Source organism: Planctomycetaceae bacterium (genome assembly GCA_041398785.1).
In the GTDB taxonomy this organism is placed as follows: Bacteria; Planctomycetota; Planctomycetia; order Planctomycetales; family Planctomycetaceae; genus JAWKUA01.
Genome location: JAWKUA010000030.1, coordinates 17,566 through 41,436, shown reverse-complemented (window position 1 = coordinate 41,436; position 23,871 = coordinate 17,566). Strand labels below are relative to the sequence as shown.

Here is a 23,871-nt window from a genome sequence, read left to right as displayed (position 1 = left end):
GGGACATCCCATCTGCCGGAAGCAATTGATTCTCGCGGGACAGACGCGCGGCATGCCGCCTCTCTTCCGCTGTCGCGGTGCCACCGGGAATGAGCACATGACATCATCCGGCACCGATCGAACCGTCTCAACCGTGAGCAGCGAATTTCAGTCGCTCCAGCCGCCACGGGAAATGTCAGAAAATTCCTCACCACACGAGACATCCGAGTCTGTTCACGTCGACGGAACAAACCGAAAAATTTCTGGCGGACACCGAGGGCTGATTCGGCTCTACCGGTCGCCGGCGAAGAGTTTCGCCGCAACTGTCTTGTCAAATTCAGACGTGAGGAGTATCTCGGTGACCAGTTTCAAGATCGCAGGAATCGTTTGTGCATTGGCTTGTATGACTTTGGTTTCGCCGAACCCGGCAACGGCAGGCGCAGCTGGTATCAAGCTTTCCGTCCAGTTGACTCGCACTGCCGACGCGCCCCGGCTGGCGTCCGCAAAGGCAACTTACGAAAGCCGCGGCACGCGATCAAAATTCAGCGTCGAAGCGGAAGACCTGACCGGGCTGGACGGTCAGACGGCTTCGATCTTCGTCGACGGACGGCTGGTGGGTAGCCGTCGCATCCGACTGGGTGGCTTCGATCTGAACCGGGACACGCGCAACGGCCAGGCGGTGCCTGTCATCGCAGCCGGCTCGTCCGTCAGCGTTGCCGTGGGCGGAAAGACAATTTTCACCGGCACCTTCTGAATCCGACTGGAACGTGCAGATCCGTCGTGCGGCCGGCGTTCGTCCTCGGTTTTCCCCCCGGCAAAGACCGACACGAGGCCGGCTGCAGGCGGAGCTTCTCCGGTCGCGGCGTCCGTTCCATTCCCGCGAATGCGACGCTGACGCGTGCTGTGACGACCGCACGGATTGCAGCGGTTGGATCAGACTGTAGTTCCGGTGGCGACCAGGCTGCACGGCGGGTCGCCGGGCGTCGTCACGGCGTCACACATTGACCCCGCTAAAAAGAATCTGGCTGTCGCACCTGAAAGTTCCTCGGGAATTCCCCAGGCTTTGCGGCAGGCGACACATACTTCCGGGCAGTGGGCCGACAGACTCCTGCGACGCTACCGGAACGAATGATGATCGCCTTAAGCTCCACAGCAACCGACCGAATTCCAGCATCCGCATCGGCGGACGACTGTCAGAATCCGACTCCGCATCCCTTTTTTGTCGTCGGCGTCGGACGGTCAGGCACAACACTGCTGCGGCTGATGCTGAATAGTCATCCGCGGCTGGCCATCCCGTACGAAGGGCACTTCATTCCTCGTTACATCGCGGAAAGCAGCCGGTTCGGAGCACTGACGGAAAAGGCCAATCGCCGTCGCCTGCTGGAAGAGATTCTGAACGAACCCATGGTCCGCAAGTGGGATCATGTCTGGGACGCCGACGACCTGCTGGAACGATCCGAACACAACCCGACGCTGTCCGGAATCGTGGCCGCGCTTTACGAACAGTATGCCGATGCGAAGGGCAAGCCGCGCTGGGGTGACAAGTCCGAATACATCGACGGCATTCCCGGAATCAGCCGATTGTTTCCCACGGCAAAGTTCATCCACATTGTGCGCGACGGTCGCGACGTCGCGAATTCCGTGCTCAGGCTGCCGTGGGGGCCAAATGATCTGATTGCAGCCGCCACGTGGTGGAACGATTACGTCTGGGTCTGCCGCAGAATGGGTCAGATACTCGGACCGGACAGGTACATGGAAGTCCGATTCGAAGATCTTCTCAGCGACCCGGAAGCGATTCTGTCAGAAGTCTGCCTGTTTCTGGGCGAGGACTTCTCGCGAGAGATGCTGGAATACCACCGCCGACAGAAGTCAGAGATTCCAGACGATCGCAAGTGGCAGCACCAGAATTCCAACGTGCCGCCAACGACCGCGCGGGCATTCGCATGGAAGCAGGAAATGAAGCCGGTCGACGTCGCCATCTTTCAGCGGTACGGCGGACGCATGCTGGCCGAGCTGGGCTACGACCCGCCGGAAACTCCCTGCAGCAAACTTCGCATGGGATTCCGGTACGCCGGCATCGTGGCTCACAAACTGCTGGCGTCGCGCAGCGGATAGTCGTTCACGGCCGGTCGGCACCCCTGTCGTATCCGCGCAATGAGGCAGGCGTCCGGTGACCCGGAAGCAGCTTTGTTGTTTCGCATTGACGCTCGTTCGGTAAACTGAGTGTCATGTCGAAATCACCGGGCTTCTTCGAAATCGGGCGAATGATGCAGCGTTCTCGACCGGGCCGGCGGCTATTGTCCTGCGGACTTGCGCTGGTCATGACCGCCAGTGCCGCCTGCGCTCAAGGCAACAACGACAGCACGGCCTCCGCGGACGGACGTCAGGCAGCGTCGCAGGCCGTTTCCATTTATCAAGAGCACGTCAAACCTGTGCTGCGACAGCGGTGCTTTGCCTGTCACGGAGCACTCAGACAGGAAGCCGGGCTGCGGCTGGATTCCGCCGATCTGATCACCAGCGGCGGTGATTCCGGGCCAGCGGTTGTTCCCGGCGAGGCCGCTCAAAGTTTACTGCTGGACCGGATCTCGTCCGCAGAACCGGCCGAACGCATGCCGCCGGAACACGAAGGCGAGCCCCTTTCGCGCGAACAGATCCGCTTTGTGGAAGCGTGGATTGCAGCCGGAGCATTCGGTCCGGCGGACGAAGTGCCGGAAGCGGATCCGACCGAACACTGGGCGTTTCAGACGGTCGTTCGTCCCGACGTCCCGCAGGTGTCACCGGACTGGGCGATGAATCCCGTGGATGCATTTCTTGCGGCCAGCCAGCAGCAGCACGGCCTGCATCCTCAGCCCGAAGCGGAACGCATTGTTCTTCTGCGCAGGCTGCACCTGGACCTGATTGGCATTCCTCCGACGGCCGAACCGATCGCGCAGTTCGAAAACGACCGTTCGGCTGAGTGGTACCAAGCCGCTGTCGACCGGCTGCTGAACGATCCGCGACACGGCGAACGCTGGGCACGACACTGGATGGATGTCTGGCGCTACAGCGACTGGTGGGGACTGGGTGAACAGCTTCGTAACAGTCAGAAACACATCTGGCACTGGCGAGACTGGATCATTGAGTCGCTGAACAGCGACGTTCCTTACGACGAAATGCTGCGGCTGATGCTGGCAGCCGATGAACTGTATCCGGACGATCCCGACAAGCTGCGTGCCACCGGGTTCCTCGCCAGGAACTACTTTCTGTTCAACCGCGTTCAGTGGATGGACGAAACGGTGGAACACGTCAGCAAGGGCTTTCTGGGTCTGACGATGAACTGCACTCGGTGCCACGACCACAAGTACGATCCCTTCGAACAGCTCGATTACTACCGGATGCGAGCGTTCTTCGAACCGTATCACGTCCGTCTGGATGTTGTGCCGGGAGAACCCGATTTGCAGCGGGACGGACTGCCCCGCGTCTTTGATGCGTGGCCCGATGTTCCGACGCATCGCTACATTCGCGGCGACGAAAAGAACTCGGATACATCGGTTGGTATTCCTCCCGGCGTTCCGGAGCTGCTGGCCTTTCGTGAACTCGACATCGCCCCCGTGGACTTGCCGGTGGAAGCGTGGCAGCCGCAGCGACAGCCGTGGGTCATCGATAACCTGATCGCCGCTGCTCAGCAGGAAGTCGTCGCCGCCGAACAGGCCCTGGACGCGATCGCGCCCGCAGCGACCTCCGGCGCAGAAACATCCGGCGCGACCACCGGGGCGGCCGCCGACAGCATGGACCGTCGAGTCGCAGAAGCGGCTTTGGTCCTGTCGCAGGCGAAACTGAAGGAAGTCCAGTGCCGAGCCGCCGCGTGGCGCGCTGTCTGGAACGAAGCGTCTCCGGATGTGCAACAGGCGACGCACAACGAAGCCGTCCGCGCCGCGCGAGAGTTCGCGGTGGCGCAGGCTCAACACGGTCTGGCGGTCGCAGAACGAAATGCTAAGCAGGCCGCCGAGGACAAGAAGCCTGCTGCCGTGACCGCCGCGGAGACCGCTCGCGCAACGCTGGAAGCAGCCCGTCAGGCAGCAGCGGCTGATCCAGTGCCAACAGACGCACTTCAGGAATTCGTGGGCGCGAAATGGACGGCGACGCGGTTCCTGAATTCCGGTGCCGACGATCCGGCACCGTCGTTTCTGCCGCAAAGCACCGGACGACGATCGGCGCTGGCGCGCTGGATCACCGACCGCAGAAATCCGCTGACCGCGCGCGTGGCCGTTAACCACATCTGGATGCGACACATGGGTGAGCCGCTTGTGCCGGCCGTCTTTGATTTCGGACGAAAGTCAGCGGCGCCGACTCACCGGAAACTGCTGGACTGGCTGGCTGCCGAATTCATGGACCACGACTGGGACATGAAGCATCTTCACCGGATCATCGTCAGTTCGGCCGCATACCGAATGAGTTCATCGACCGCCGGCGCGAAACACAACCTTTCCATCGACCCGGAGAACCGCTACTGGTGGCGACGCACGCCCGTTCGGCTGGAGTCTCAGGTTGTGCGCGATTCGCTGCTTTCACTGGCGGGAACGCTGGACCCCACAATCGGCGGACCTCCGGTGGAAAACTCCGCGCAGGACACCTCCACCCGCCGCGGCTTGTATTTCTTCCATTCCAATAACGACCGCAATCTGTTTCTCACAACATTCGACGAAGCGCTCGTGAAGGATTGCTACCGGCGAGAACAGAGCATTGTTCCGCAGCAGGCACTGGCTCTGACGAACAGCCGGCTGGCTCTTGACGCCGCGCAGAACATCGCGGCCCGATTGTCCGCGACGTCCCCGGACGATGCAGCGTTCGTGAAAAATGCGTTTCGAGTTCTCGTCGGCATCAATCCCGATGACCAGGAAATGTCAGCCAGTCTGGACGCTCTGAAATCCTGGCGAAGCCTGCCGGACGGTTCTGCGGACGCCGCTCGGACCAGCTTTGTCCATGTTTTGATCAACCACAACGACTTTGTGACTCTTCGGTAAATTCACGGGGGGAACAGACACAATGCAGTTTACGGATTCACCACACGGCCGCCGGTGCCGGCGAGCGTTTCTGTGCGACACCGGACTTGGCTTCGGCAGCCTGGCCCTCGCCGCGATGTTGCAGCGAGACGGCTACGGACGCGACGGAAGCCAAACGGATCCCTCGGGCCTGCCACATTTCACGCCGAAAGCCAAAAGCGTGATCTGGCTGTTCATGAACGGAGGCGTCAGTCATGTCGAGTCCTTCGACCCGAAACCGATGCTGACTCGCTACGCCGGAAAGACGATCGCTGAAACGCCGTTCGCCGATACTCAGGATCCGAAACGGCTGGCCATCGAACGCCTGGTCGTTCCCGATGGAAACGGCAATCAGCGAAACACGCTGTATCCGCTGCAGGTCGGTTTTCGAAAGCACGGCCAAAGCGGAATCGAAGTCAGCGACTGGTTTCCGCACACCGCGCGACACGTCGACCGGCTGGCCATCGTGCGATCGATGTGGACCACCGACAGCAATCACGGCGCGCAGACACAGTTTCATTCCGGCCGGCATCAGAACGACGGCGATTTCCCGACGCTCGGCGCCTGGGTGCATTACGGGCTTGGGTCTCTGAACGACAACCTGCCGCAGTTCGTTTCCATCGGGAACCGCGAATACTGGAACAAGCGCGACGGGCACTATCTGGGACCAGCGCATGATGCCGTGCCGCTGCGCATCGACCCTGACAACCCGCTGGATTTCAGTCGTCCGGCGCAAGCTGTGTCGCCTGCGGGCCGGCAGATCAGCAGAGACCTGCTTGACCGCCTTAACACACTGCGCGGACACGACTTTCCCGATGACCCGGCACTTTCTGCACGCATGGCGTCGTACGAACTGGCGTTTCGGATGCAGCAATCGGTTCCCGATGTCGTCGACTTCAGCCGCGAAACGCAACAGACGCAGGCTCTTTACGGACTCGATCAGCCGCACAGCCGCGATTTCGGAATGAAGCTGCTGGCCGCGCGGCGAATGGTCGAACGCGGAGTGCGATTCATTCAGATTCAGCACGGTGCCGGAGGTGCGGGAGCCTGGGACGCTCACGGTGCACTTCGCGCCAATCACCAGCAGAATTCACTCGCGGTCGATCAGCCTGTCGCGGCTCTGCTGGAGGACCTGGACATTCGCGGATTGCTGGACGAAACGCTGGTGCTGTTCGCCACCGAATTCGGACGCACACCCGGGTCGCAGGGTTCGGACGGCCGGGATCATCATATCTTCGGGTTCACCGTCTGGATGGCCGGCGGCGGCCTGAAACGTGGTGTTGTTCACGGCGCGACGGATGAGATCGGCTTTCATGCCGTGGAAGACCGACACTACGTGACCGATATCCATGCGACGATCCTGCGCCAGCTTGGCCTGGACTCACGGCAACTGGAAATCCCCGGCCGCAAGCGTCTTGACATCGACCACGGTTCCGCGATTGAAGAGATCATTGCGTAGTGGTCTGTCACGCGTCATTTGATCGATGCGAATGCGCGACCGACGCGCGGGAGGGCGAGGCTCCTGCCGAGCCGCGTGTGCCAATGGGCGCCCGTTGCGGCAGCGGCTCGGCGGGAGCGTGGTCCCGATTGGCACTTCCTCCCGATCACAGTGTCCGTCCGTTCCATCGGAATTCGGCTGAAAAGTCGCTCGCCCGTTCGACTGCGCCGCTGCCGACTTTGGTCAAATCCGTTTCCACCGCTTCGACGTCGCAGATATTGCTGCGCCACGGCAGCACGGACGGTACTCGTGCCGCGGCCAGCGTGCTTTGATGTGTGGCACTGGCTGTGCCAGTGCGACTGCGCTCGGAAACCGCTGACACAGCCAGTGCCAGGCAACTCATCAATTCAGTGCTGACAAGGCACTAGATCTGAGCGGCGTATTGTTCGGCGAATTCCAGGACCAGGCCGTCGATGACCTCGCGGAAGCCTTCCACTGTGGCTTCGTTCAGAAACCGGAAGTTGCTGCGGTTCAGGGACTCCCGATTACGAATGGTTCCCTTGGTGCTCAGTTCCAGAATGTGGGCGTCGGAGAATGGCTTGATCAGCATTTCCAGCCGGCTGTACAGGTTGCGATTGATCCCCTGATTCAGGTTGATGTCATCGCGGGAAATGCGAGCACCCCAGCCGGTTTCATTCACGACCGTCGAGTATTCGAATCCGGGAAAGTGATCGCACAGCCGCCGCAGACATTCTTCGATGTGCTCGCTGAGTGCCAGACGCAGGCTCGAATGGCGGCTGCGCAGTTCTTCTTCGCTGGCCTGTTGTTTTCCGGCAGCACGACCTTCGTCTTCACGAGCCTGGCGGCCCCGGTCGATGGCTTTCTGCAGACGCTGGTCGAATTCTGACATGCTGAGTTCTCTGCGAATCGCTGACGGCGACTCGATCGTCGCTTTGTGCTTCGCTGCCGAATTGTGGTGATGGTGCAAAAGGAAAGATAGAGCTGAAACCGTATCCACACAAACGAGCAACTGCATTCGAATTGTGGGAAACCTGCAAAAGCGGGTTTGAATCATTCCGGGAAAATCGCAACAGTCCGCCTGCCCAATCGACCTGCATCACCCGACTACGCACCGATCACGAAAGAGCTGTATTCATGGCAAAGAAGTCCATCGCCAACGTCGACGTCGCCGGAAAGACTGTTCTGATGCGGGTTGATTTCAACGTTCCGCTGGATGGCACCAACGTGACCGATGACCGGCGAGTCCGCATGGCTCTGCCGTCGATCAGGTCCGTGATTGACCGCGGCGGAAAGCTGGTTCTGATCAGCCACCTGGGCCGACCGGAACCCGGTCAGGATAACTCCGAATTCAGCCTGAAACCCGCTGCCGATGTGCTGGCGAAGCTGCTCGGAAAGGCTGTGATTTTCGCGACCGATACCGTCGGTCCCGATGCTGACGGCAAGGTCAAAGCCCTGCACGACGGTGATGTACTGGTCCTGGAAAATCTTCGCTTCGAAGCCGGTGAGAAGAAGGGCTCGTCTGAATTCGCAAACAAGCTGGCTGCCTTTGCCGACATCTACTGCAACGATGCGTTCGGCACCTGCCACCGCACCGATGCGTCGATGGTCGCCGTTCCCGAAGCGATGGCCGGCAGACCGCGCGTTGTCGGGTTTCTCGTCGAAAAGGAAATCCAGTACCTGACCGACGCCATCGCCAGCCCGAAGCGCCCCTTTGTGGCAATCCTTGGCGGAGCAAAGGTGTCCGACAAGATCAAAGTGATCGAGAACCTGCTTTCGATCTGCGACAAGGTGCTGATCGGCGGAGCGATGGCGTACACATTCTCGCTGGCTCAGGGACGACAGGTCGGCAAGAGCCTGGTGGAACCCGACAAGGTGGAACTGGCGAAGGAACTGATCGAAGACGGCGGCACGAAACTGGTGCTGCCCGTCGATACTCACTGCGGCGATGCGTTCAGCGAAGACTGCAACAAGCTGGTTGTGAACTCCGGCGAAATCCCCGAAAACTACGAAGGACTCGACATCGGCCCTGGCACGGCCGCGTTGTATTCCGACATTATCGAAACCGCAGGGACGGTCGTGTGGAACGGCCCCATGGGCGTCTTTGAGATGCCGCCATTCGACGAAGGCACCCGCGCGGTCGCTCAGGCCATCGCCGACAGCAATGCCGTCAGCATCATCGGCGGAGGCGACAGCGCCGCGGCTATCCAGCAACTCGGTTTCGCCGATCAGGTGTCTCACGTCAGCACCGGCGGCGGAGCCAGTCTGGCGATGCTGGAAGGCAAGAAGTTCGCAGCCGTCGAACTGCTCGACGAAGCCTGAACCGCCGCACGAAGGATGTCTCAGATCCGGACAGTGTTCGTCTGCGAATTCGGAGGTGACCTGAGCAGATTTCCCGGAACTGTTCTTCAGATCTACTCTTTTTCCTCCCGAATGCGTGGTGCTGGATATACCCGCCAGTCGTCGGCATGACACTCTGCATAACCGCCTGTGATGCCCAGGAACACACGAAGATCCAGTGTGATATTCTCCGTGGATTATCAGGCGAACCGGAGAAGGTTCGGTGAAGCGGTCTGCGGCCACAGCAGCATCGAGGATCGTCGGCACTGGCAACTGGATGTGAGCCTCAGGAACGACCAGTGCCGCCTGCGAAATTGCTGCGGTGTCCGACCCTTGCGATCTCGTGAGGCCGAGGTCCCGTCGAGCTGCCTGGTCGTGCGAGCTCCTGCGTCGGAGCAGGCAGCAACGAAAAACCACCGAAGTGCATTGTCAGCTGTCACGCGATGGGTTGTTTGCCACATGTCGCGCCGGTCGTCGTACCGCGCCGGGGCAGTGGCACACATCATGCCACGGCTGACGGCCCTCTGTCGAACCGCGACTCTGGGTACAACATCTGCCAATCGCTTCATCGACGACCGGTCGAATGTTGATCGACGGACAGGCGAACCGGTATTGGCTTATCATTGGTCGTGGTTCCGGCGGGCGATTGTGTCACGGTGTGAATCGCGAATGTCTTCACGCGTGGTTCCCCTTCACGAATCTCGCAACTCAGCTCGAAATCATAACGGCGAATCAGGATTTGCTTTACTTTGTCCGTCCGCAGATCTTCAACCCCAAGCAGTGTAATGGACACGTCCTGACTGGTGGATGTCATTCCGCTGAGCCACTGTCCGGATGTTCCGATTCGCTCGCCGGTTTCGACGCTGAACTGGTGCGTTACGGGTTCATCGAAGGCTTCGGCGACTAACTGGATGGCGTCGGGGACGACGTTCACGAACGGTATCTGCACCGAAACGCCGGACATGTAGAATATGATCTCAGTTGGCGCAAGGGACGGACTCGTATGGACGGTTACGATCGACCGCTTCTTTCCATATGACGGCGGGCGGACGTAGAATCGAAGGGTGCGGCTTTCATCTTTTTGCAAAGGTTTCGGATCGAAAGGTTGCGCCACCGCGCAACTGCAGGTTGTTTCCAGATCGGCGATGGAAATTGGCTGGCGACCGGTGTTTGTTACCGTTACATCCACGGCCACCCGCCTGCCGATGGCGTTCTGGCCGCCGATGTCGTCAAGTGAGAGGTAGATTTCCTTCGGCTCGATACTCAACTCGAACGGCTGCCTCGCTGCGTCCTCGACAATGTAGTAGCCCCCGTAAATGGTGCAAGTCAGTCCGGCTGCAAGTAGGCACAGGGTGAATGTTTGACGCGGTCTAAAACTCACCGATGACCTCCTCTCCGTGAATCGTGCCGAGCGCGCGCCAAGTTCGCAGGTCGATTCTCTCATTGATGAATCTGACACTGCCGTCGGCCAGAGCAACGTATACGCCGCCTTCGTGCCAGCTGCGAGCTGTCATCGCGCCCGCAAACACACGGAACTCATTCCAACCCTGGCTGCAATCCGGGATAACGGAATTCGGCGGAAGGCAGTGGTTGTAGGTCGTCTGTGAGGAGTCATGAGACAACCATGTCCAGCCCGCATAGGACAGATGCGGCTCGCTGGAACTGACGGCCGCACAATTAACTGCCGGATCGTTCGGCCAGTAGTTTTCTTCCGCCGTCCTTAGCACATCGCGAACGGGATCATGGACACCCGGGTCTCCATCACCCACGACGCGTTCGCTGAACATTGCGGTGTTTGACGCCCCGTCCCTGAAATTCACCGACCGGCGTGAAAACAGAAAAAAGCCAGCCAGCGATTCCTCTTCCAGTGGCCCTCTTCGCGGCCTGCCGGGCACCCACGTGGCATGAAGCCCCGGTGTCGTGCCATAACAAGCACGATAGCTGTTTCCTCCGGAGGGAACCGAATCCGACGGGCACTTAAACACAGGAACCGAAACGTTCAGCGCGAAGCCATTTGTTGCGGATGCCGGTGCCTCGATTGTAGTCCAGCCATAACGATCAATCTGTTCATACAGCGTCTGCTGGTCGAGCATACTGAGCAGTTGAACGTGTATAGACGGGTGCAGATATTCTCCAACGTGTCCTGGCGAAACTCTATGCACGTATGGATATCGCCTTGTCGCACTGCGGACTCCTTCTGTGGCCTGTGCGAGCTGTTTCAGATGCGATTCACAAGAGATTCGGCGGGCGGATTCACGACTTGCCTGCAGGGCCGGCATGAGAATGCTGAGCAGCAGTCCGATGATGAAAATGACCACTACAACTTCGACGAGCGTAAATGCCTGACGGCGTGGAGCCGGAGGCCAGGCCGCCATGATCGCAGTTTGCATTGCAGGATCCTTTCATCGCCGGTGTTCATGAAGAACTCTGCCTGGGCTCCGGAGCTGTCGGCTGTGTTTTCTGGTGTGCCTGACGCCGCAACTCGGGACAATGGACAGACTGCCATCAGGATGAATTCTGTACGTAGCATCGACTTGCCACTTTGCTCCAAATATCGAACCAGAGTTATTGCCTCCTCCACCGGGAGGTGAATTCGCCTGCTCAGCGTCGCCGAAAAGCGGCCCAGGTGCCAACTAGCAAAAGCGCCAGACCGGTGACAAAAATGGCGGTCACGTTGAACATTGACGGTGATCTGTCGGCTGGAATTAGGGGAGACGGCAACGAAGCCATTTGAGTCGGACCTGCTTCGTTACGATCTTGTTTCTTCTTCATGACCTCCAGATACCGCTGTTGAACCTTGACCAGTCGGCGTTTCTCAGAGGGTCTCTCATCCAGCATGCGTTTGAAATCCGCCGCGTCGTCGCCGTTGTACGTTTTCATGCCGGGCGCTGCCAGAGGCGTGAAGTGTACTGACTTCGGGATCGCTCCGATCGTCACGTCATGCACCTGCAGCAGATCGTGCCCCCAGAGATGCTTGTAGTCGCACACCACCGGAAACCAGACCTGTTCGCCCGTTTCCGTCGTGACTTTGCGGAACTCCTTTACGAAGTAGTTGAGTTCAATGGGCCGTCGGCACTACCGGCGGTGAACCTCACTCGCCGTGGCAGAAAGCCGTGTTGTGGGTCGAACCATGCGGATACCGGTGATGTATGTGAATCGTCCACACTGGGATTCTGGCACTCGACGCGACAGCACTTCACGCCGTCTATGGATTCCACTCCCTCCAGCCATGCATCATCCCGTTCAAGGAGATCGAGCAGCGACATACCGTTCTGCGACGGACCATCGCCGTGAAATACAAGCCCAGGAACGTTCCGACGGCGTGCGTGGACCGAACCGATCCATCGGTGGCTGTCGCCAGTGAATAGTACAGGGCAGCGTATGCCTGGCCGGATTCGGCCAGGCGATCATAACGTTTTTCCAAACGCGATTGCCATCGTAGCTGTACCAACCCTGCATGACATTTGCGTCCGGACCGTCGAAATCAAATGTCAGCAACCATTTTGGGCCGTCGATCACCCATTCCACCGGGCTTCCGGAAAGTTCGTTCTGCTTCATGGAGGCTTCCGTGAGCGAACGGTGCAACGCCGACTTCGTCCAGACCGTCGTCATCGGAGCCAGCGTCGCGGCGTATTCATTGCGGATAGTCTGTAATGTGATGTCTGCCGACTGAGCGAGTACCGGTGCCGACGCACAAATCACCCAGCGCGGCACGAAGCGAGCAGGGCAAAGTTTCCTGCCATGATTCCGATGCGATTCATGCCACGCTCCATTCAAGCGTTCGAAGAGTAGGCCGCCAGTCGCAACGTGACTGTATTGAGGCTCAGTTTGCCGCAGGCAGCGGACGGGCGCACGGGAAGTTGCGAGTCGGCGATCGACGAATCAGCAGCCAGTTTGGCGCACACTGCCGCCGGTCGATCCAACGGACGGCACCGAACCTGAAGATTGGTTACGGTACAGGCTCGGTGACTGCAGTTCCGCCACGATGCGCGGACTGTGGCCGCGGTCAGCACCGCAAGCTCATCAGAAGTTGCTACCCAAGGCATCCGTCTACCTCCGCAAAGAGGAGCAGCCGTCAGCAGACCCGCCAGATCGGCGGACCTGCCATTATACACGGACGGGGGGGGCGTCAAGGTACCAGAGACATGTGTTCCGACATCATGGAGACCGCCGGCACTGCCGCATGAATGGTATTGTCGTGCAATCCGCCGCCCGGAGACCGCGCGCTGCGAGCAGCGCGACGTCAGTCCGCTTTCCGCGCAAGCCGTCGTGCGCTCGAATCCATCACGATTGCGGACTGACGTCCGGCAGCTCGCCAACACCCGCCGCTCACCACGACACGGCAACCAACGCCGCGCGCCTGAACCCGGCAACCAGTGCTGTGCGACAGCCGCTTCGTTCTCGGCGAGACCGAACTATCGACGCAGAACACGGCGACGTCACTTGACCAGCATGATGGAACAGGAACACAGCAGGGAGACCTTGTAGCTGACCGTCCCAAGGCTCTGGATCGGATTCCGCCGATCGACAGTGTGGGACGTCATGACGATCAGGTCCACGTTGTGTTCGTCGGCGAATTCAGAAATCACGTGAGCGCGCTTGCCGGTTCTGACCTTCTGGTCGATGGCTTGCCCCGCCTGAGTGAATCGCTGAGCCAGGGCATCCATTTCCGTCCATGCCCGAGTTTCCATTCGATCATAGAACGCCCGCAATTCCTCGTCCGGCTCATCGCCCGTGTCGATGGCTTCGATCACATGCAGCAGAGACACGCGGGCCTTGTTGTCCACCGATAGTTCGAACGCAACGTCCAGAGCGGATCGGTTGCCGGGTGAAAAGTCGACGGGAACCAGGATGTGAGTAAAGCGAGGCTGCACGATTCTTTCGCTTTGCGTTTAGGGTTGTCGACAATGATGGCCGATCGACGATTCTTTCACCGGCGACCGGTGGTCTCGCTGAATCCGCCCCAACTCAATCGGTCGACTGCGGAAACGATCCTGGCGGCCGGTTACCTGAGCTGTCAGGCCGGAACTCGACCTTCGGCGGCGGTTTCGATGTCGTCGGAGGAAAAAGACTCGGTGGTGTAGCGATAGACGTGAATGTCGGATGACCAGAAGTCCTCCGGCAGTCCGGCCTTCAGTTTCAGATGGCGAAGGAACCGATCCGGACTGCTGACACTCTTCCAGACAGATGGCAGCAGCGTGCCGCGCATTGGTCCGCATTTCAGAATCAGTCCATCAATTCCGGGCCGGATCATTCTCAGCAATTCGCTCTCGTCCGAACACGGAATCCGTTCCGGCGGGCTGAGAATCGAAATATGAATATCAAGCAGGTGAGCTTCGTCCGGCCCAAGCCTGTTGAAGCGGGGATCGCGAAATGCTGCGGAAAACGCGTTCTCCGCGATGTCCACCGCCAGCGGACTCGTCGCGATGAGGCGTCCCATGCAGCCGCGCAGCTGGCCGTCTATCCGCAGTGTGACAAACGTGGCTCGCGGTTCCGCCAGCCGGCCTGGCAACTCGTCCGAACGGATCTTCAGCGGCTGCCCTGTGCTCAGACCATGATCGATCGACGCGGCTGCGATTTCCAGAAGAATGGTTCGTTCGCGTTGCGTCAGTGTTGTGTCGTTACTCGATAACATAGGCCCCGTATCCCACGACCTGACTTCGCGGTCCGGCGGTGTCGCCCGAGTTTCTCAGGTCCACCGTGCGTACGGTCAGACGATGCGTCCTCGCAACCGTCAGCAGTCCGCAGATGCCCACATATCCACAAGCGCGACTGCCGCTCAGATTGTCAGTTTGGCATCCTTCGATCATTGCCGACGTCTGTTGATCGAGTTCTCTGGCGGTTTCGTAGTCGTGGTAATGGCTAAGATCGGAACTCACCACGATCAGAGTTTCCGAACCGCCCCAGAGCACCGATAAGACCTCCGCAACATCCACCGCAGACGCAGACCCGACGCAGAACGGGACAAGCGAAAACGAATCCAGGACACATTGCAGAAACGGCAGGTGAACCTCCAGGCTGTGTTCCCGGTTGTGCGGTTCATCGCCGATCACCACCTGTGGCAGATCCCGGACCGCATCCAATGTGGCAGCGTCGATTGGAACACTTCCCAGCGGCGTCACGAATGTATCGAATTCGGGAAACGCCATTCCGCGGAACGCCACATGGTGAGACGGTCCCAGCAGAACGACGCGCCGAATTGTCTCGTGAACATGCGTCAGTTGTGCATATCCGCTCGCGGCAACCGGCCCGGAATATTGGTAGCCCGCGTGAGGCACGATCAGCGCTTTCGGATGCCTGCTGATACATCGCGAAGCGGCATCACGCAGAAAACTGTGAACGTCACGTCGCAGCAAATCTTCGTCAGCAGGATAAAAGCGACCGGCGACGGCGGGTCGGCGAACGCTGACGGTTTTGGTCATCGTCCTGACTCCTTCGGATTCTCGACAATCTGAATTCTCTCCTCTGCACATGTGGTGCCGTTCTCCGCTTGAAACGGAATGACGTTTGCAGATTTGTCAGGAGACGAAGATTCCGTCCATGCAATTGTCGTGCGGCCCGGATGCTTTGTCGCCAGCAAGTGAGATCGCTCATGGTCACGCGAACTTCTCCTCCTGCAGCGTTTCCGACGAAATACTGGCACCGCCTGGACGATGGTCGCATTCAGTGCGACCTGTGCCCGCGATTCTGCAGGCTCCATGAAGGGCAGCGCGGTTTCTGTTTTGTGCGGGAATGCCAGGACGGACAAATCGTGCTGACGACGTACGGTCGTTCCAGCGGCTATTGTGTGGACCCCATTGAAAAGAAGCCGCTGAACCACTTTTTACCGGGAACGCCCGTGTTGTCGTTCGGAACAGCGGGCTGCAATCTGGGTTGCCGATACTGCCAGAACTGGGACATCAGCAAGTCACGGGAATTTGATACTCTGGCCGATGATGCTTCGCCGGAAACCATCGCTCGGGCAGCCAGGGAACTCGATTGCCCCAGTGTGGCATTCACGTACAACGACCCCGTCATCTTTCACGAATACGCCATCGACGTGGCTCGCGAATGTCACAAAGTCGGCGTGCGTTGCGTCGCCGTTACGGCCGGCGAAGTCTGCCCGGAACCGCGTGCAGAGTTCTATCACCATATGGATGCCGCCAACGTCGATCTCAAAGCCTTCACCGAAAGCTTTTACTCGAACATCTGTGCGGGTCACCTGCAGCCGGTGCTGGAAACACTGCTGTACCTGAAGCATGAAACCAGTGTTTGGTTTGAAACAACGACGCTGCTGATTCCGGGAGAGAATGATTCCGACGCAGAGCTTGATGAAATGACACGATGGGTCGTGAAGGAACTTGGCCCGGATGTTCCCATGCACTTCACGGCGTTTCATCCCGATTTCCGGATGCTGGACAAGCCCTCCACGCCTCCGTCAACACTGGCAAGAGCACGTCAGATCGCCATGAACAACGGCGTGCGCTATGCCTATACGGGAAACGTGCGGGATGCGGACGGTGCAGCCACCTGCTGCCACAACTGCGGCCGGATACTGATTGGCCGAATGGGCTACGACATCACGGAATGGCATTTGGCTGCGGACGGTACGTGCGACAACTGCGGGCAGCCGTGCGCCGGTGTCTTCCAGCCGCAACCCGGTCACTGGGGCTCCCGCCGCATGCCTGTCCGTCTGCACGACTATGTGTGACGCCGTCGCGCAAAAAAAGAGGCCGCTTCTTCTGTGGGAAGCAGCCTCTTGTGCGGTAACGCAGATTTCTGACGACTAATCGCGATTGCGGATCGGACGTCGTTTTCGGTTCAGAGAACCTCCCGCGACAATGGCCAGGCCAAGTCCGGCGAGCGATGCTTCGTGGCCGGGAGTTTCCTGAGCAGGCTCCGTCCACCAGGCGGCCGAGTCCCAGTTCGCCATCACGGCGTCAAAGTCTTCAGCCGGTGCTTCCTCTGAGCGATCGAGGACAACCGCAGTCGGGCTGACAGCAGCAGCGCGTGTTTCCGGCTGCGGAAATTCCGCCGTCTTTACAGAAGCCGCGTCGTCAGCGATCTTTGTCGCATGGCTGTCGGAAGCGGGTGCCGCGACGTTTGGCACAATTGCCGGAGCGTCGGATTGCTGGGCGACGGATACTTCGGTCAGTCCGGTCAGAATCGCCACGGGTGACGGAGTGGCACCGGCGTCGAAGACAGGAACGCTTGCGGCGGCAACCGTGAAGTCAACGGCAGCGCTCCATTCTGAAACCTCACCGGAATCGCTGAGTGCCCGCACCCACACACGATACTCACCCGCCGCCAGAGCGGTGGTGGCCGTATAGGAATTTGTGGTGACGGCATCGCTGTAGATCACCTGGCGTGTCGGGACGTCGACACGGTTGACCCAGATTTCGTAGCCATCGACGCCCGCGATCGGTGTCCAGGCAAACTCCGGACGACTGCCTGCGACACCGTTCTGAGACGGCGACGTGACAACGGGTCGTCCCAGTTCCGGATTTCCGCTGACGACAAAATTGGCAGCGGGCGACCATTGCGACACAAAGCCCATCTCCGAGACGGCTCGGACCCAGACGACATGCCGCTGATCAGAAAGGTCTGACAGCGGTTTGTATGTCGCTTCGGGCACGAAGCGGTCGCGAACGACAATCGCACCGGTGTCTCGGTTCGTGATCCAGACGTCATAATGATCGGCTCCGGAGACTGGATTCCATTCGATTGTCGGCGTGCGATTGGACGTTCCTGCGGACGGAGTAATGATCTGCGGGGTTGCGAGCACCCCGAATGTTCGGCCGGCGCTCCAGGAACTGGCTGCGTCCATTGGCCCGAAGGCTCGCACCCACGCTCGGTAGTCGCCGCCGGGCAGATCCTGAGTCGTCTGGAAGTTCGACGTCAGCAGGTTTTCCGCGCGAATGATCGGGTGCTCTCCGGTGGTCAGATTCGTGACCCACAGGTCGTAGCGAGTGATGTCGACGACGTCCGACCAGGTGATATCGGGGAAAGATGGCGACGCGGCATTTCCCGGTCCGCCGGGAGAAATAATCTGCGGTGGCGTCGTAACGACGAAGTCACGGCCGGCGCTCCAGAACCCCGCGACTTCCTGAGCATTGTAGGCTCGCACCCAAGCGCGATACCGGCCCAGACCAAGCTCGGCCGGAGGCGTGTATTCTGTGGTGACATCGCCGGCATTGTCTCGAACATCCTGAACACGAATGATCTGAGTGATTCCGCCGGAAACATAGTTGACCCACAGGTCGTACCGGACAGCGCCGGGCAGTGGATCCCACGTGATCGCAGGTGTCGCGTCGGGTGTTCGTGATTCCGGCCCGGTCAGCACCGGAGGCTCGTGATCCAGAACCGTGGCATTCGCGACGCCATCGATATATCCGGCGGCGACAGCGGTAAACGTAACGGGCTGATCACCGTCGATGTCCGGGTCGTTGATCGGTGTCACTGTGAACTGAGCCGACGTCGCATTGGCGGGAATCGTCACGGTCGCAGGTACCGTTGCCGCCGTCAGGTCGCTGCTGCTGAGAGTGACTGTCAGAGGCAGCGTTCGGTCGCCGGTATTGCTGACCGTAACTGTTCCCGTGACGGCACCGGTCCCGCCGTTTTCCAGAAAGCTGGAGTGATTCAGCGTGATGGTCAGCGTTTCGTGATCCTCGACGGTGATGTCCAGAGTGCCAGGGTTGATTCCCGCGCCCGTGCCATCCAGCGTGACGACCTGACTTCCATCCAGTAGTGCGTCGTCGTGAATGGTGACGGTCACCGGGGTGCTGGTGCTGTTGGCAGCGATTGTGACGGTCGTTGTGGCGGATCCGCCAAAGCTCAGTTCGGAAATGTCGCTGCTGGTCAGTGTCACAGTCACAGGGTTGCTGATATCCAGTGCATTGATTCGGCGAACCAGCAGTTGCAGCGTTCCGTCGTTTTCGACGACGGTCGTCGACGCTGTCTGCAGGACAATTGCCGGTTCATGATCCGTCACGGTCACGATCTGCGACGGCGAATTAAAGTATCCGGCTGCCGTGGCGGAAATCGTCACGGGAATGTCCCCGTCGAACAGAGCGTCGTCGACGGCCGAGATATCAAAATTGACCGATGCCTCACCGGCGGGAATCGTGACGGTTGCCAAAACGGTCAGTTCTGACGTATCGCTGCTCATCAGGTTGACGGTCAGCGGACTACTGAACGGAGCGTCGCCGGTGTTCAGCCGCGTTACGGTTCCGGTCAGTGCATTGCCGCCGGCGGATTCGGAAATGAAGTCCGTGCTGACGGACAGTTCCAGCAGTTCGACGTCCGTGACATCGACCACGTCGCTGCCCAGATCCAGAATGCTCAGGTCGATCGACGTGTCCGGAGACTGCACGGCGGTCGCGCTGATGGTCACCGTCTGCGTTCCGTCAAGCAATTGATCGTCCACAGCGTCCAGCGTCACCATGGCTTCGGACTGATTTGCCGGAATCAGCATTTCGATCGTGGACGACGGTCCGCCGGCGCCGCCGAAAGCGGCTTCCGTAATGTCGTCGCTGCTGAGCGTCACGGTCAGCGGCGCAAGCCCCACGGTATCAATGTGCAGTGACCAGTTCAGCAGCGTCCCGATGTCCTGCTGATTGTCATCGCGTACGACCAGCGTCCACGTGCCGGAGGGGTTCTCGCCGTCGAACAGGTTCATGCCGCGCGACGGGTATTGTTCCGGACGATAGCGGCCGGTAAACGGAGACGAACCATCGATGATTCGCACCAGGGCTTCGTCATCGATGATCAGGTCGGTCATTTCCGTCCCGTTACTGCCGACATCGGTAAACAGTTCCACCGTTGTTCCCGACGGACTGACAAGGAACACGTCCAGGTCCTGCAGCCAGGAATGCGTCAGTGAAAGCTGAACATTGATGTCACTGATCCGTGAGATCTGGCTGGGAACCACGATGTGTGATTCAAGGATCGCAAAGTCCGGGATCGGTGTTGGCTGCGAATTGGTGAACGTTTGCGAAACCGCGTACGTGAATGGTCCGTCGATGTAGGTCCGGGAAAGATGAACAGTCGTTGCGGCAATGCCGGCGTCTTCGCTGATTTCGGTTGCCGCCACATCGACCAGGACACCTTCGACGTCCAGCACGGTCACTGAATCCGAATTCAGTTCCGCATACTGCGAATTGGCCGGTGACACCGTGACCGACTGGCTGCCGTCAAGGATGTTGTCGTCCACCGCGGAAACGGGGAATGTCACGGACTGCTGTCCGACAGGAATAATCACCCGAGTCGGGACGGACAATTCCGAAGGGTCGCTGTTCGTGAGGTCAACGATGGCTTCGCCGCCGGTTTGAGTGAAGTGCCGGCCAAATGTGATGAACGTCTGGGACGCTCCGGCAGTAAACGTTGTCGGTGCTTCAAAGGCCAGCGACGTTCGGCCGACGATGCCGGACGACGACGAAAGCAGGATCTTTTCGCCAACGTTGACGTCAATGTCGATCAGTCCGGTGATGCCCGAATCCATCGACCGCAACAGGGAACCGGTGCCGTCGAATTCATGCACCATGCCATCGTCGGCAGCTCCGTAGATCCTGCCGTCAGAGAAAACAGTGATGGCCTGAACGGGGACATCCAGTTCGAAGAATTCTTCCAGTTGCAGGGTTGTGGCATCGTAACGGCCGACCGCTGTGCCGCCCTGATCCAGGACGTAGATCTTGCCGTCAAGACCGCCGGAAATGTCCCGATAACGATAGTTTGTCGTTGTCAGGCCCTGGATATCGTCGCCGCCCAGACCAAACACGCCGGGTGGCGGCGTCAGAGCAAGCGTGACCGTTCGCTGAAACACACCGTCGCGATTGAATACACGCAGATCGGCCGACTGAAACTCGCCGATGTAAACTTCGCCCGACAGAACTGCAACGCCGTATTCGGTCGTCGATGCGCCGCTGTTCCAGGTATTGCGCAGTGCTCCGTTGACCGGATTGATTTCGTAGATTTCGTCACCAAACGTCGATGTCGCGAACAGGGCATCCGGGTTCCGAATCGCCGCCAGACCGCCGGTAATGTCGATCCCGTTGCGGGCACCAACGTCCAGCGTATTGACAATCTGACGCAGGACCGGGTCGTAAACGGTGATCCGGTTCTGCAGGAAGTTATCCTGCAGGTACAGCAGGCCGTTCAGATAGGCCAGTCCGTCCCATTCGGTGGCGCCGCCAAGATTAAAGACGTCCAGAACCGTACCGGTATCCGCGTCGAGTTTGTAGATCTGGTCGTTGCCGATTGGTCCCGCCAGTAGCCACAAGTTGGTTCCATCGAAGGCGAGTCCCGTATTGAAACCAAAGGTATTCGTGGTCGGCATCGGGATCGTGTTGACCGTGGCCCCGGTCAGCGGATTCACTTCCTGAATCGTGTCGGCGAAAATGTCCTTCACAAACAGGCGATCGCCCAGCGACTTCGTCGCAAACCGAGTGACAGCGCCGGTCACCAGATCCAGGCGAACGGCACCGAACGGATTCGCGGGGGCTGACTGCATGTCCGTCAGGAACACAAAGTTGCCGATTGACGTGATGCCTCCGGAACCGTCCAGCGAATTCGTGGACAGGCCGGGCACCAGAAAGTCCTGCCACGTGCCGGCGGTCGGGTCATAGACCGAAACGTAGCCCACCGTCGTGCCGTTATAGACGGCGATCCTGCCGTTCTGCAGGAAGACGGCGTCGTGAGCATCCTCACCGGCCGGTCGCATTCCGGTCGGCCAGGGAATCGGCACGGTGTTGACAATCGTCCCGGTTGCGTCGTACTCAACCAGTTCGTTGTTGACCGTCACAAACACATTCGGGTCGTCCACATCGGTATTGCTGCGGGTGAGCGTTGCCGTTGCCGGGCCGTCCGCCCCGTCTTCGCGAAGCGTGCTCTTGTCAATTGTCAGCGTCAGAGTTTCGTAGTCGGTAACGTCCAGCGACGCGGAATCAATCGTTGTGCCGGCAATGTCCAGCGTGAAGACAACGGTCTGAGTTCCGTCCAGCAGCGTGTCATCAAGGATGTCGACGGGGATCGTGACCGACCGCTGGCCGGCCGGGATTGTGATTTGTCCGGACGTGGCACCGGCAAACAGCGGGACGGCAACTTCTGTGTCATCGCTGAAGGAAACGTCAACGACCAGATCCGTGCCGATGTCAAAGGCGACCTTGCGAACCGTAATCGTCGCTCCTCCCGCGCCGACGTTTTCACTGACGGAGCCGGGGGACACGAAAATCTCCGCAGCAGAAAGCTGCGCAATGGCGCCTGCCAGATTCAGCCGTCCACCGGTCGAAACGCGGCCATTCAGCGCGGCAATCTGGTCGGAACCGTCGTACAGCGCGCGGATGATTTCCGTATACGAAACTCCCGGAGCAATACTTCGCAGCAATCCCACAGCCCCTGTGACATGCGGGGACGCCATGGATGTACCGTCCGAAAAATCATAGTTCGGACCATAGAACAACGAACCGGCTCGCGGCGTCGTGCTCCAGATGTTGACGCCCGGAGCTCCGATATCGACGGTGTTGACGCCAAAGTTCGAGAAGAATGCGAGGTCGTCAACCTGATCCGTTGCCGCGACCGAAATCACGTTGTCATTCGCGAAATTGGCGGGGAATGACGGGAAGATGTCGTTGTTTGAACTGCTGTTCCCCGCCGCAGCCACGATGATATGGCCGTTCGCCTGCGCGAAGTTGACGGCGTTCTGCAGTGCGGCGGTACTGGGAACCGTATAGCTGTGGTTGGAAGCGACGGCTCCCATGCTGACAGCGTAATTGATCGCTCCGATGGCTCCGGCAACCGTCGGGCCGCCAAGATCCGTGCCGATCTTCAGTGCCATCACGCTGACGTCCCAGTTCACACCGGTCAGTCCAAGTGAATTGTCTCCGACAGCGCCGGCGGTGCCGCTGACGTGTGTACCGTGACCGACGAAGTCCATCGGGTCATTATCGTTGTCCGCGAAGTCCCAGCCGTTGACGTCGTCGATGAATCCGTTGCCGTCGTCGTCGATCCCGTTCCCGGCGATTTCGCCCGGGTTGACCCAAACATTGTCGATCAGGTCCGGATGCAGGTAGTCCATTCCGCTGTCAACGATGGCAATCATGACGTTGGAACTGCCGATGGATGCGTCCCAGGCCAGCTCCGCGCTGATGTCGGCACCAGCGAGTCCGGTCACACCGTTGACCGTTTGTCCCGTATTGTTCAGCGACCACTGCAGACCGGCATAGTCCGGATCGTTGGGAGCGGCGGTCCATTCTCCGATCCAGTCGGGCTCGGCTGATGCGACCCCGGGAAGTCCCCGCAGCGTGGGAATTATGTCAACTGCGTCGACACCTGCCGGCAGAGTCATCAGGTACAGGCCGTAATTGCCGAGCGGGCTGATCGCAGATCCGGGAATTACCAATTGAATGTCGTCTGGCTGGCTGACGTCGGGGCTGTCAGTGTCCCCCAGGCCCAGAATCACGTGGTTCGGCACGTACTCCGGTGTTGTTCCCGACAACAGAACTCGGTCTTCCAGAGATTCCAGTGAGAACACCGCAAAGCCGGTGCCTCGGTTGCGTCCCAGTCGTCTGCGGGTTTGCACGGTCGTCGAACGGGAAGCGCGAAACGTTGACAGCAGAGATTGCAGAACTGTCATGAATAAGAACCCTTCGAGGATCTGGACAGAACGAAGTGGCGGGAAAATCCGCTGACCGCTGGCCCGAAACGGCGCGGTGAGGGAAAAATACTGGCAATATCACAACTGCAAGCACAACCGGATGCCAGTTTGTTTTGCAGCGCAGAGTCCCTAAACGCCCAAAAAGCAGGAACCGCCAATCGTTTGAGACGACAAACGGCACGCGACCCAACAATTCCGCACAGACGTTCGAGTGTGACACCGCAAAAACCAGAACTTTTCGCCGGTTATCGAGTTCTCGACAGAAAGCGCAGTTCCGGTCGATGCCGCGTTTCGAAGAATCGCCGCCATTCGGCGACCGCGGGAGGAAGCAGGCGATTTTGCCGAAGCTGTCGACACCGGCCCGGAGGACTCTTCCGGTTGCATAAACCTTCCGTCGAGGCTGTCCGGTGCGTCGTTCGACCGGCGCGATCGTTCGCCGCGTCACG

General features: G+C 59.5%; 14 protein-coding genes. 6 read left to right on the top strand and 8 right to left on the bottom strand.

Going from position 1 to position 23,871, the window contains the following annotated elements; all coding sequences use genetic code 11:
- Positions 1-445: 445 nt before the first annotated feature.
- The 4 genes from R3C19_24340 (at position 446) to R3C19_24325 (ending at position 6,459) form a co-directional block, all read left to right on the top strand.
- A complete protein-coding gene (locus tag R3C19_24340) occupies positions 446-733 on the top strand; it encodes a hypothetical protein (GenBank protein MEZ6063490.1) in 288 nt (95 codons plus the stop codon).
- A 374-nt stretch (positions 734-1,107) separates the two neighbouring features.
- Positions 1,108-2,094, top strand: a complete 987-nt coding sequence (locus tag R3C19_24335; protein MEZ6063489.1) for a sulfotransferase — start codon at positions 1,108-1,110, stop codon at positions 2,092-2,094.
- Positions 2,095-2,207: 113 nt separating this feature from the next.
- On the top strand, positions 2,208-4,982 hold the full coding sequence (locus R3C19_24330; protein ID MEZ6063488.1) for a DUF1553 domain-containing protein: 2,775 nt from the start codon (positions 2,208-2,210) through the stop codon (positions 4,980-4,982).
- Positions 4,983-5,004: 22 nt separating this feature from the next.
- Positions 5,005-6,459: a DUF1501 domain-containing protein gene (locus tag R3C19_24325; protein MEZ6063487.1), complete on the top strand. Its 1,455-nt coding sequence runs from the start codon at positions 5,005-5,007 to the stop codon at positions 6,457-6,459.
- A 403-nt stretch (positions 6,460-6,862) separates the two neighbouring features.
- Here R3C19_24325 and R3C19_24320 read toward each other — a convergent pair whose 3' ends face one another.
- The gene (locus R3C19_24320; protein MEZ6063486.1) at positions 6,863-7,348 is read right to left on the bottom strand and encodes a hypothetical protein; all 486 of its coding nucleotides are present in this window, start codon (positions 7,346-7,348) and stop codon (positions 6,863-6,865) included.
- Between the two features lie 245 nt (positions 7,349-7,593).
- Between R3C19_24320 and R3C19_24315 the strand changes: the two genes are divergently transcribed.
- Positions 7,594-8,778, top strand: a complete 1,185-nt coding sequence (locus tag R3C19_24315; GenBank protein MEZ6063485.1) for a phosphoglycerate kinase — start codon at positions 7,594-7,596, stop codon at positions 8,776-8,778.
- Positions 8,779-9,361: 583 nt separating this feature from the next.
- On the opposite strand, the gene R3C19_24310 is transcribed toward R3C19_24315, so the two are convergent.
- The 6 genes from R3C19_24310 to amrB form a co-directional block, all read right to left on the bottom strand.
- Entirely contained in the window at positions 9,362-10,177 is an 816-nt protein-coding gene (locus R3C19_24310; protein ID MEZ6063484.1) for a DUF1573 domain-containing protein, read from the bottom strand.
- Positions 10,167-11,186: a DUF1559 domain-containing protein gene (locus R3C19_24305; GenBank protein ID MEZ6063483.1), complete on the bottom strand. Its 1,020-nt coding sequence runs from the start codon at positions 11,184-11,186 to the stop codon at positions 10,167-10,169. Before R3C19_24305 ends, R3C19_24310 begins: the two co-directional genes overlap by 11 nt.
- Positions 11,187-11,397: 211 nt before the next feature.
- On the bottom strand, positions 11,398-11,676 hold the full coding sequence (locus R3C19_24300; GenBank protein ID MEZ6063482.1) for a hypothetical protein: 279 nt from the start codon (positions 11,674-11,676) through the stop codon (positions 11,398-11,400).
- A 1,559-nt stretch (positions 11,677-13,235) separates the two neighbouring features.
- On the bottom strand, positions 13,236-13,670 hold the full coding sequence (locus R3C19_24295) for a universal stress protein (GenBank protein MEZ6063481.1): 435 nt from the start codon (positions 13,668-13,670) through the stop codon (positions 13,236-13,238).
- A 143-nt stretch (positions 13,671-13,813) separates the two neighbouring features.
- Positions 13,814-14,431, bottom strand: a complete 618-nt coding sequence (amrA, locus tag R3C19_24290) for an AmmeMemoRadiSam system protein A (protein MEZ6063480.1) — start codon at positions 14,429-14,431, stop codon at positions 13,814-13,816.
- Positions 14,418-15,218 carry an AmmeMemoRadiSam system protein B gene (amrB, locus tag R3C19_24285; GenBank protein ID MEZ6063479.1) on the bottom strand — a complete coding sequence of 267 codons (801 nt, stop codon included), beginning with the start codon at positions 15,216-15,218 and terminating at the stop codon, positions 14,418-14,420. The genes amrA and amrB overlap by 14 nt, the downstream gene beginning before the upstream one ends.
- Positions 15,219-15,388: 170 nt before the next feature.
- On the opposite strand from amrB, the gene amrS reads away from it, so the two are divergent.
- Entirely contained in the window at positions 15,389-16,486 is a 1,098-nt protein-coding gene (gene amrS / locus R3C19_24280; GenBank protein ID MEZ6063478.1) for an AmmeMemoRadiSam system radical SAM enzyme, read from the top strand.
- A 75-nt stretch (positions 16,487-16,561) separates the two neighbouring features.
- Here amrS and R3C19_24275 read toward each other — a convergent pair whose 3' ends face one another.
- Entirely contained in the window at positions 16,562-23,404 is a 6,843-nt protein-coding gene (locus R3C19_24275) for a S8 family serine peptidase (GenBank protein MEZ6063477.1), read from the bottom strand.
- Between the last annotated feature and the right edge of the window lie 467 nt (positions 23,405-23,871).

Bases quoted from the DNA above. Each gene is read 5' to 3' on its own strand.
- R3C19_24305 (MEZ6063483.1), bottom strand. From the start codon at position 11,186: ATGCAAACTGCGATCATGGCGGCCTGGCCTCCGGCTCCACGCCGTCAG.
- amrB (MEZ6063479.1), bottom strand. From the start codon at position 15,218: ATGACCAAAACCGTCAGCGTTCGCCGACCCGCCGTCGCCGGTCGCTTT.
- R3C19_24320 (MEZ6063486.1), bottom strand. From the start codon at position 7,348: ATGTCAGAATTCGACCAGCGTCTGCAGAAAGCCATCGACCGGGGCCGC.
- R3C19_24325 (MEZ6063487.1), top strand. From the start codon at position 5,005: ATGCAGTTTACGGATTCACCACACGGCCGCCGGTGCCGGCGAGCGTTT.
- R3C19_24335 (MEZ6063489.1), top strand. From the start codon at position 1,108: ATGATGATCGCCTTAAGCTCCACAGCAACCGACCGAATTCCAGCATCC.
- R3C19_24275 (MEZ6063477.1), bottom strand. From the start codon at position 23,404: ATGACAGTTCTGCAATCTCTGCTGTCAACGTTTCGCGCTTCCCGTTCG.
- amrA (MEZ6063480.1), bottom strand. From the start codon at position 14,431: ATGTTATCGAGTAACGACACAACACTGACGCAACGCGAACGAACCATT.
- R3C19_24300 (MEZ6063482.1), bottom strand. From the start codon at position 11,676: ATGAAAACGTACAACGGCGACGACGCGGCGGATTTCAAACGCATGCTG.
- R3C19_24330 (MEZ6063488.1), top strand. From the start codon at position 2,208: ATGTCGAAATCACCGGGCTTCTTCGAAATCGGGCGAATGATGCAGCGT.
- amrS (MEZ6063478.1), top strand. From the start codon at position 15,389: ATGGTCACGCGAACTTCTCCTCCTGCAGCGTTTCCGACGAAATACTGG.
- R3C19_24315 (MEZ6063485.1), top strand. From the start codon at position 7,594: ATGGCAAAGAAGTCCATCGCCAACGTCGACGTCGCCGGAAAGACTGTT.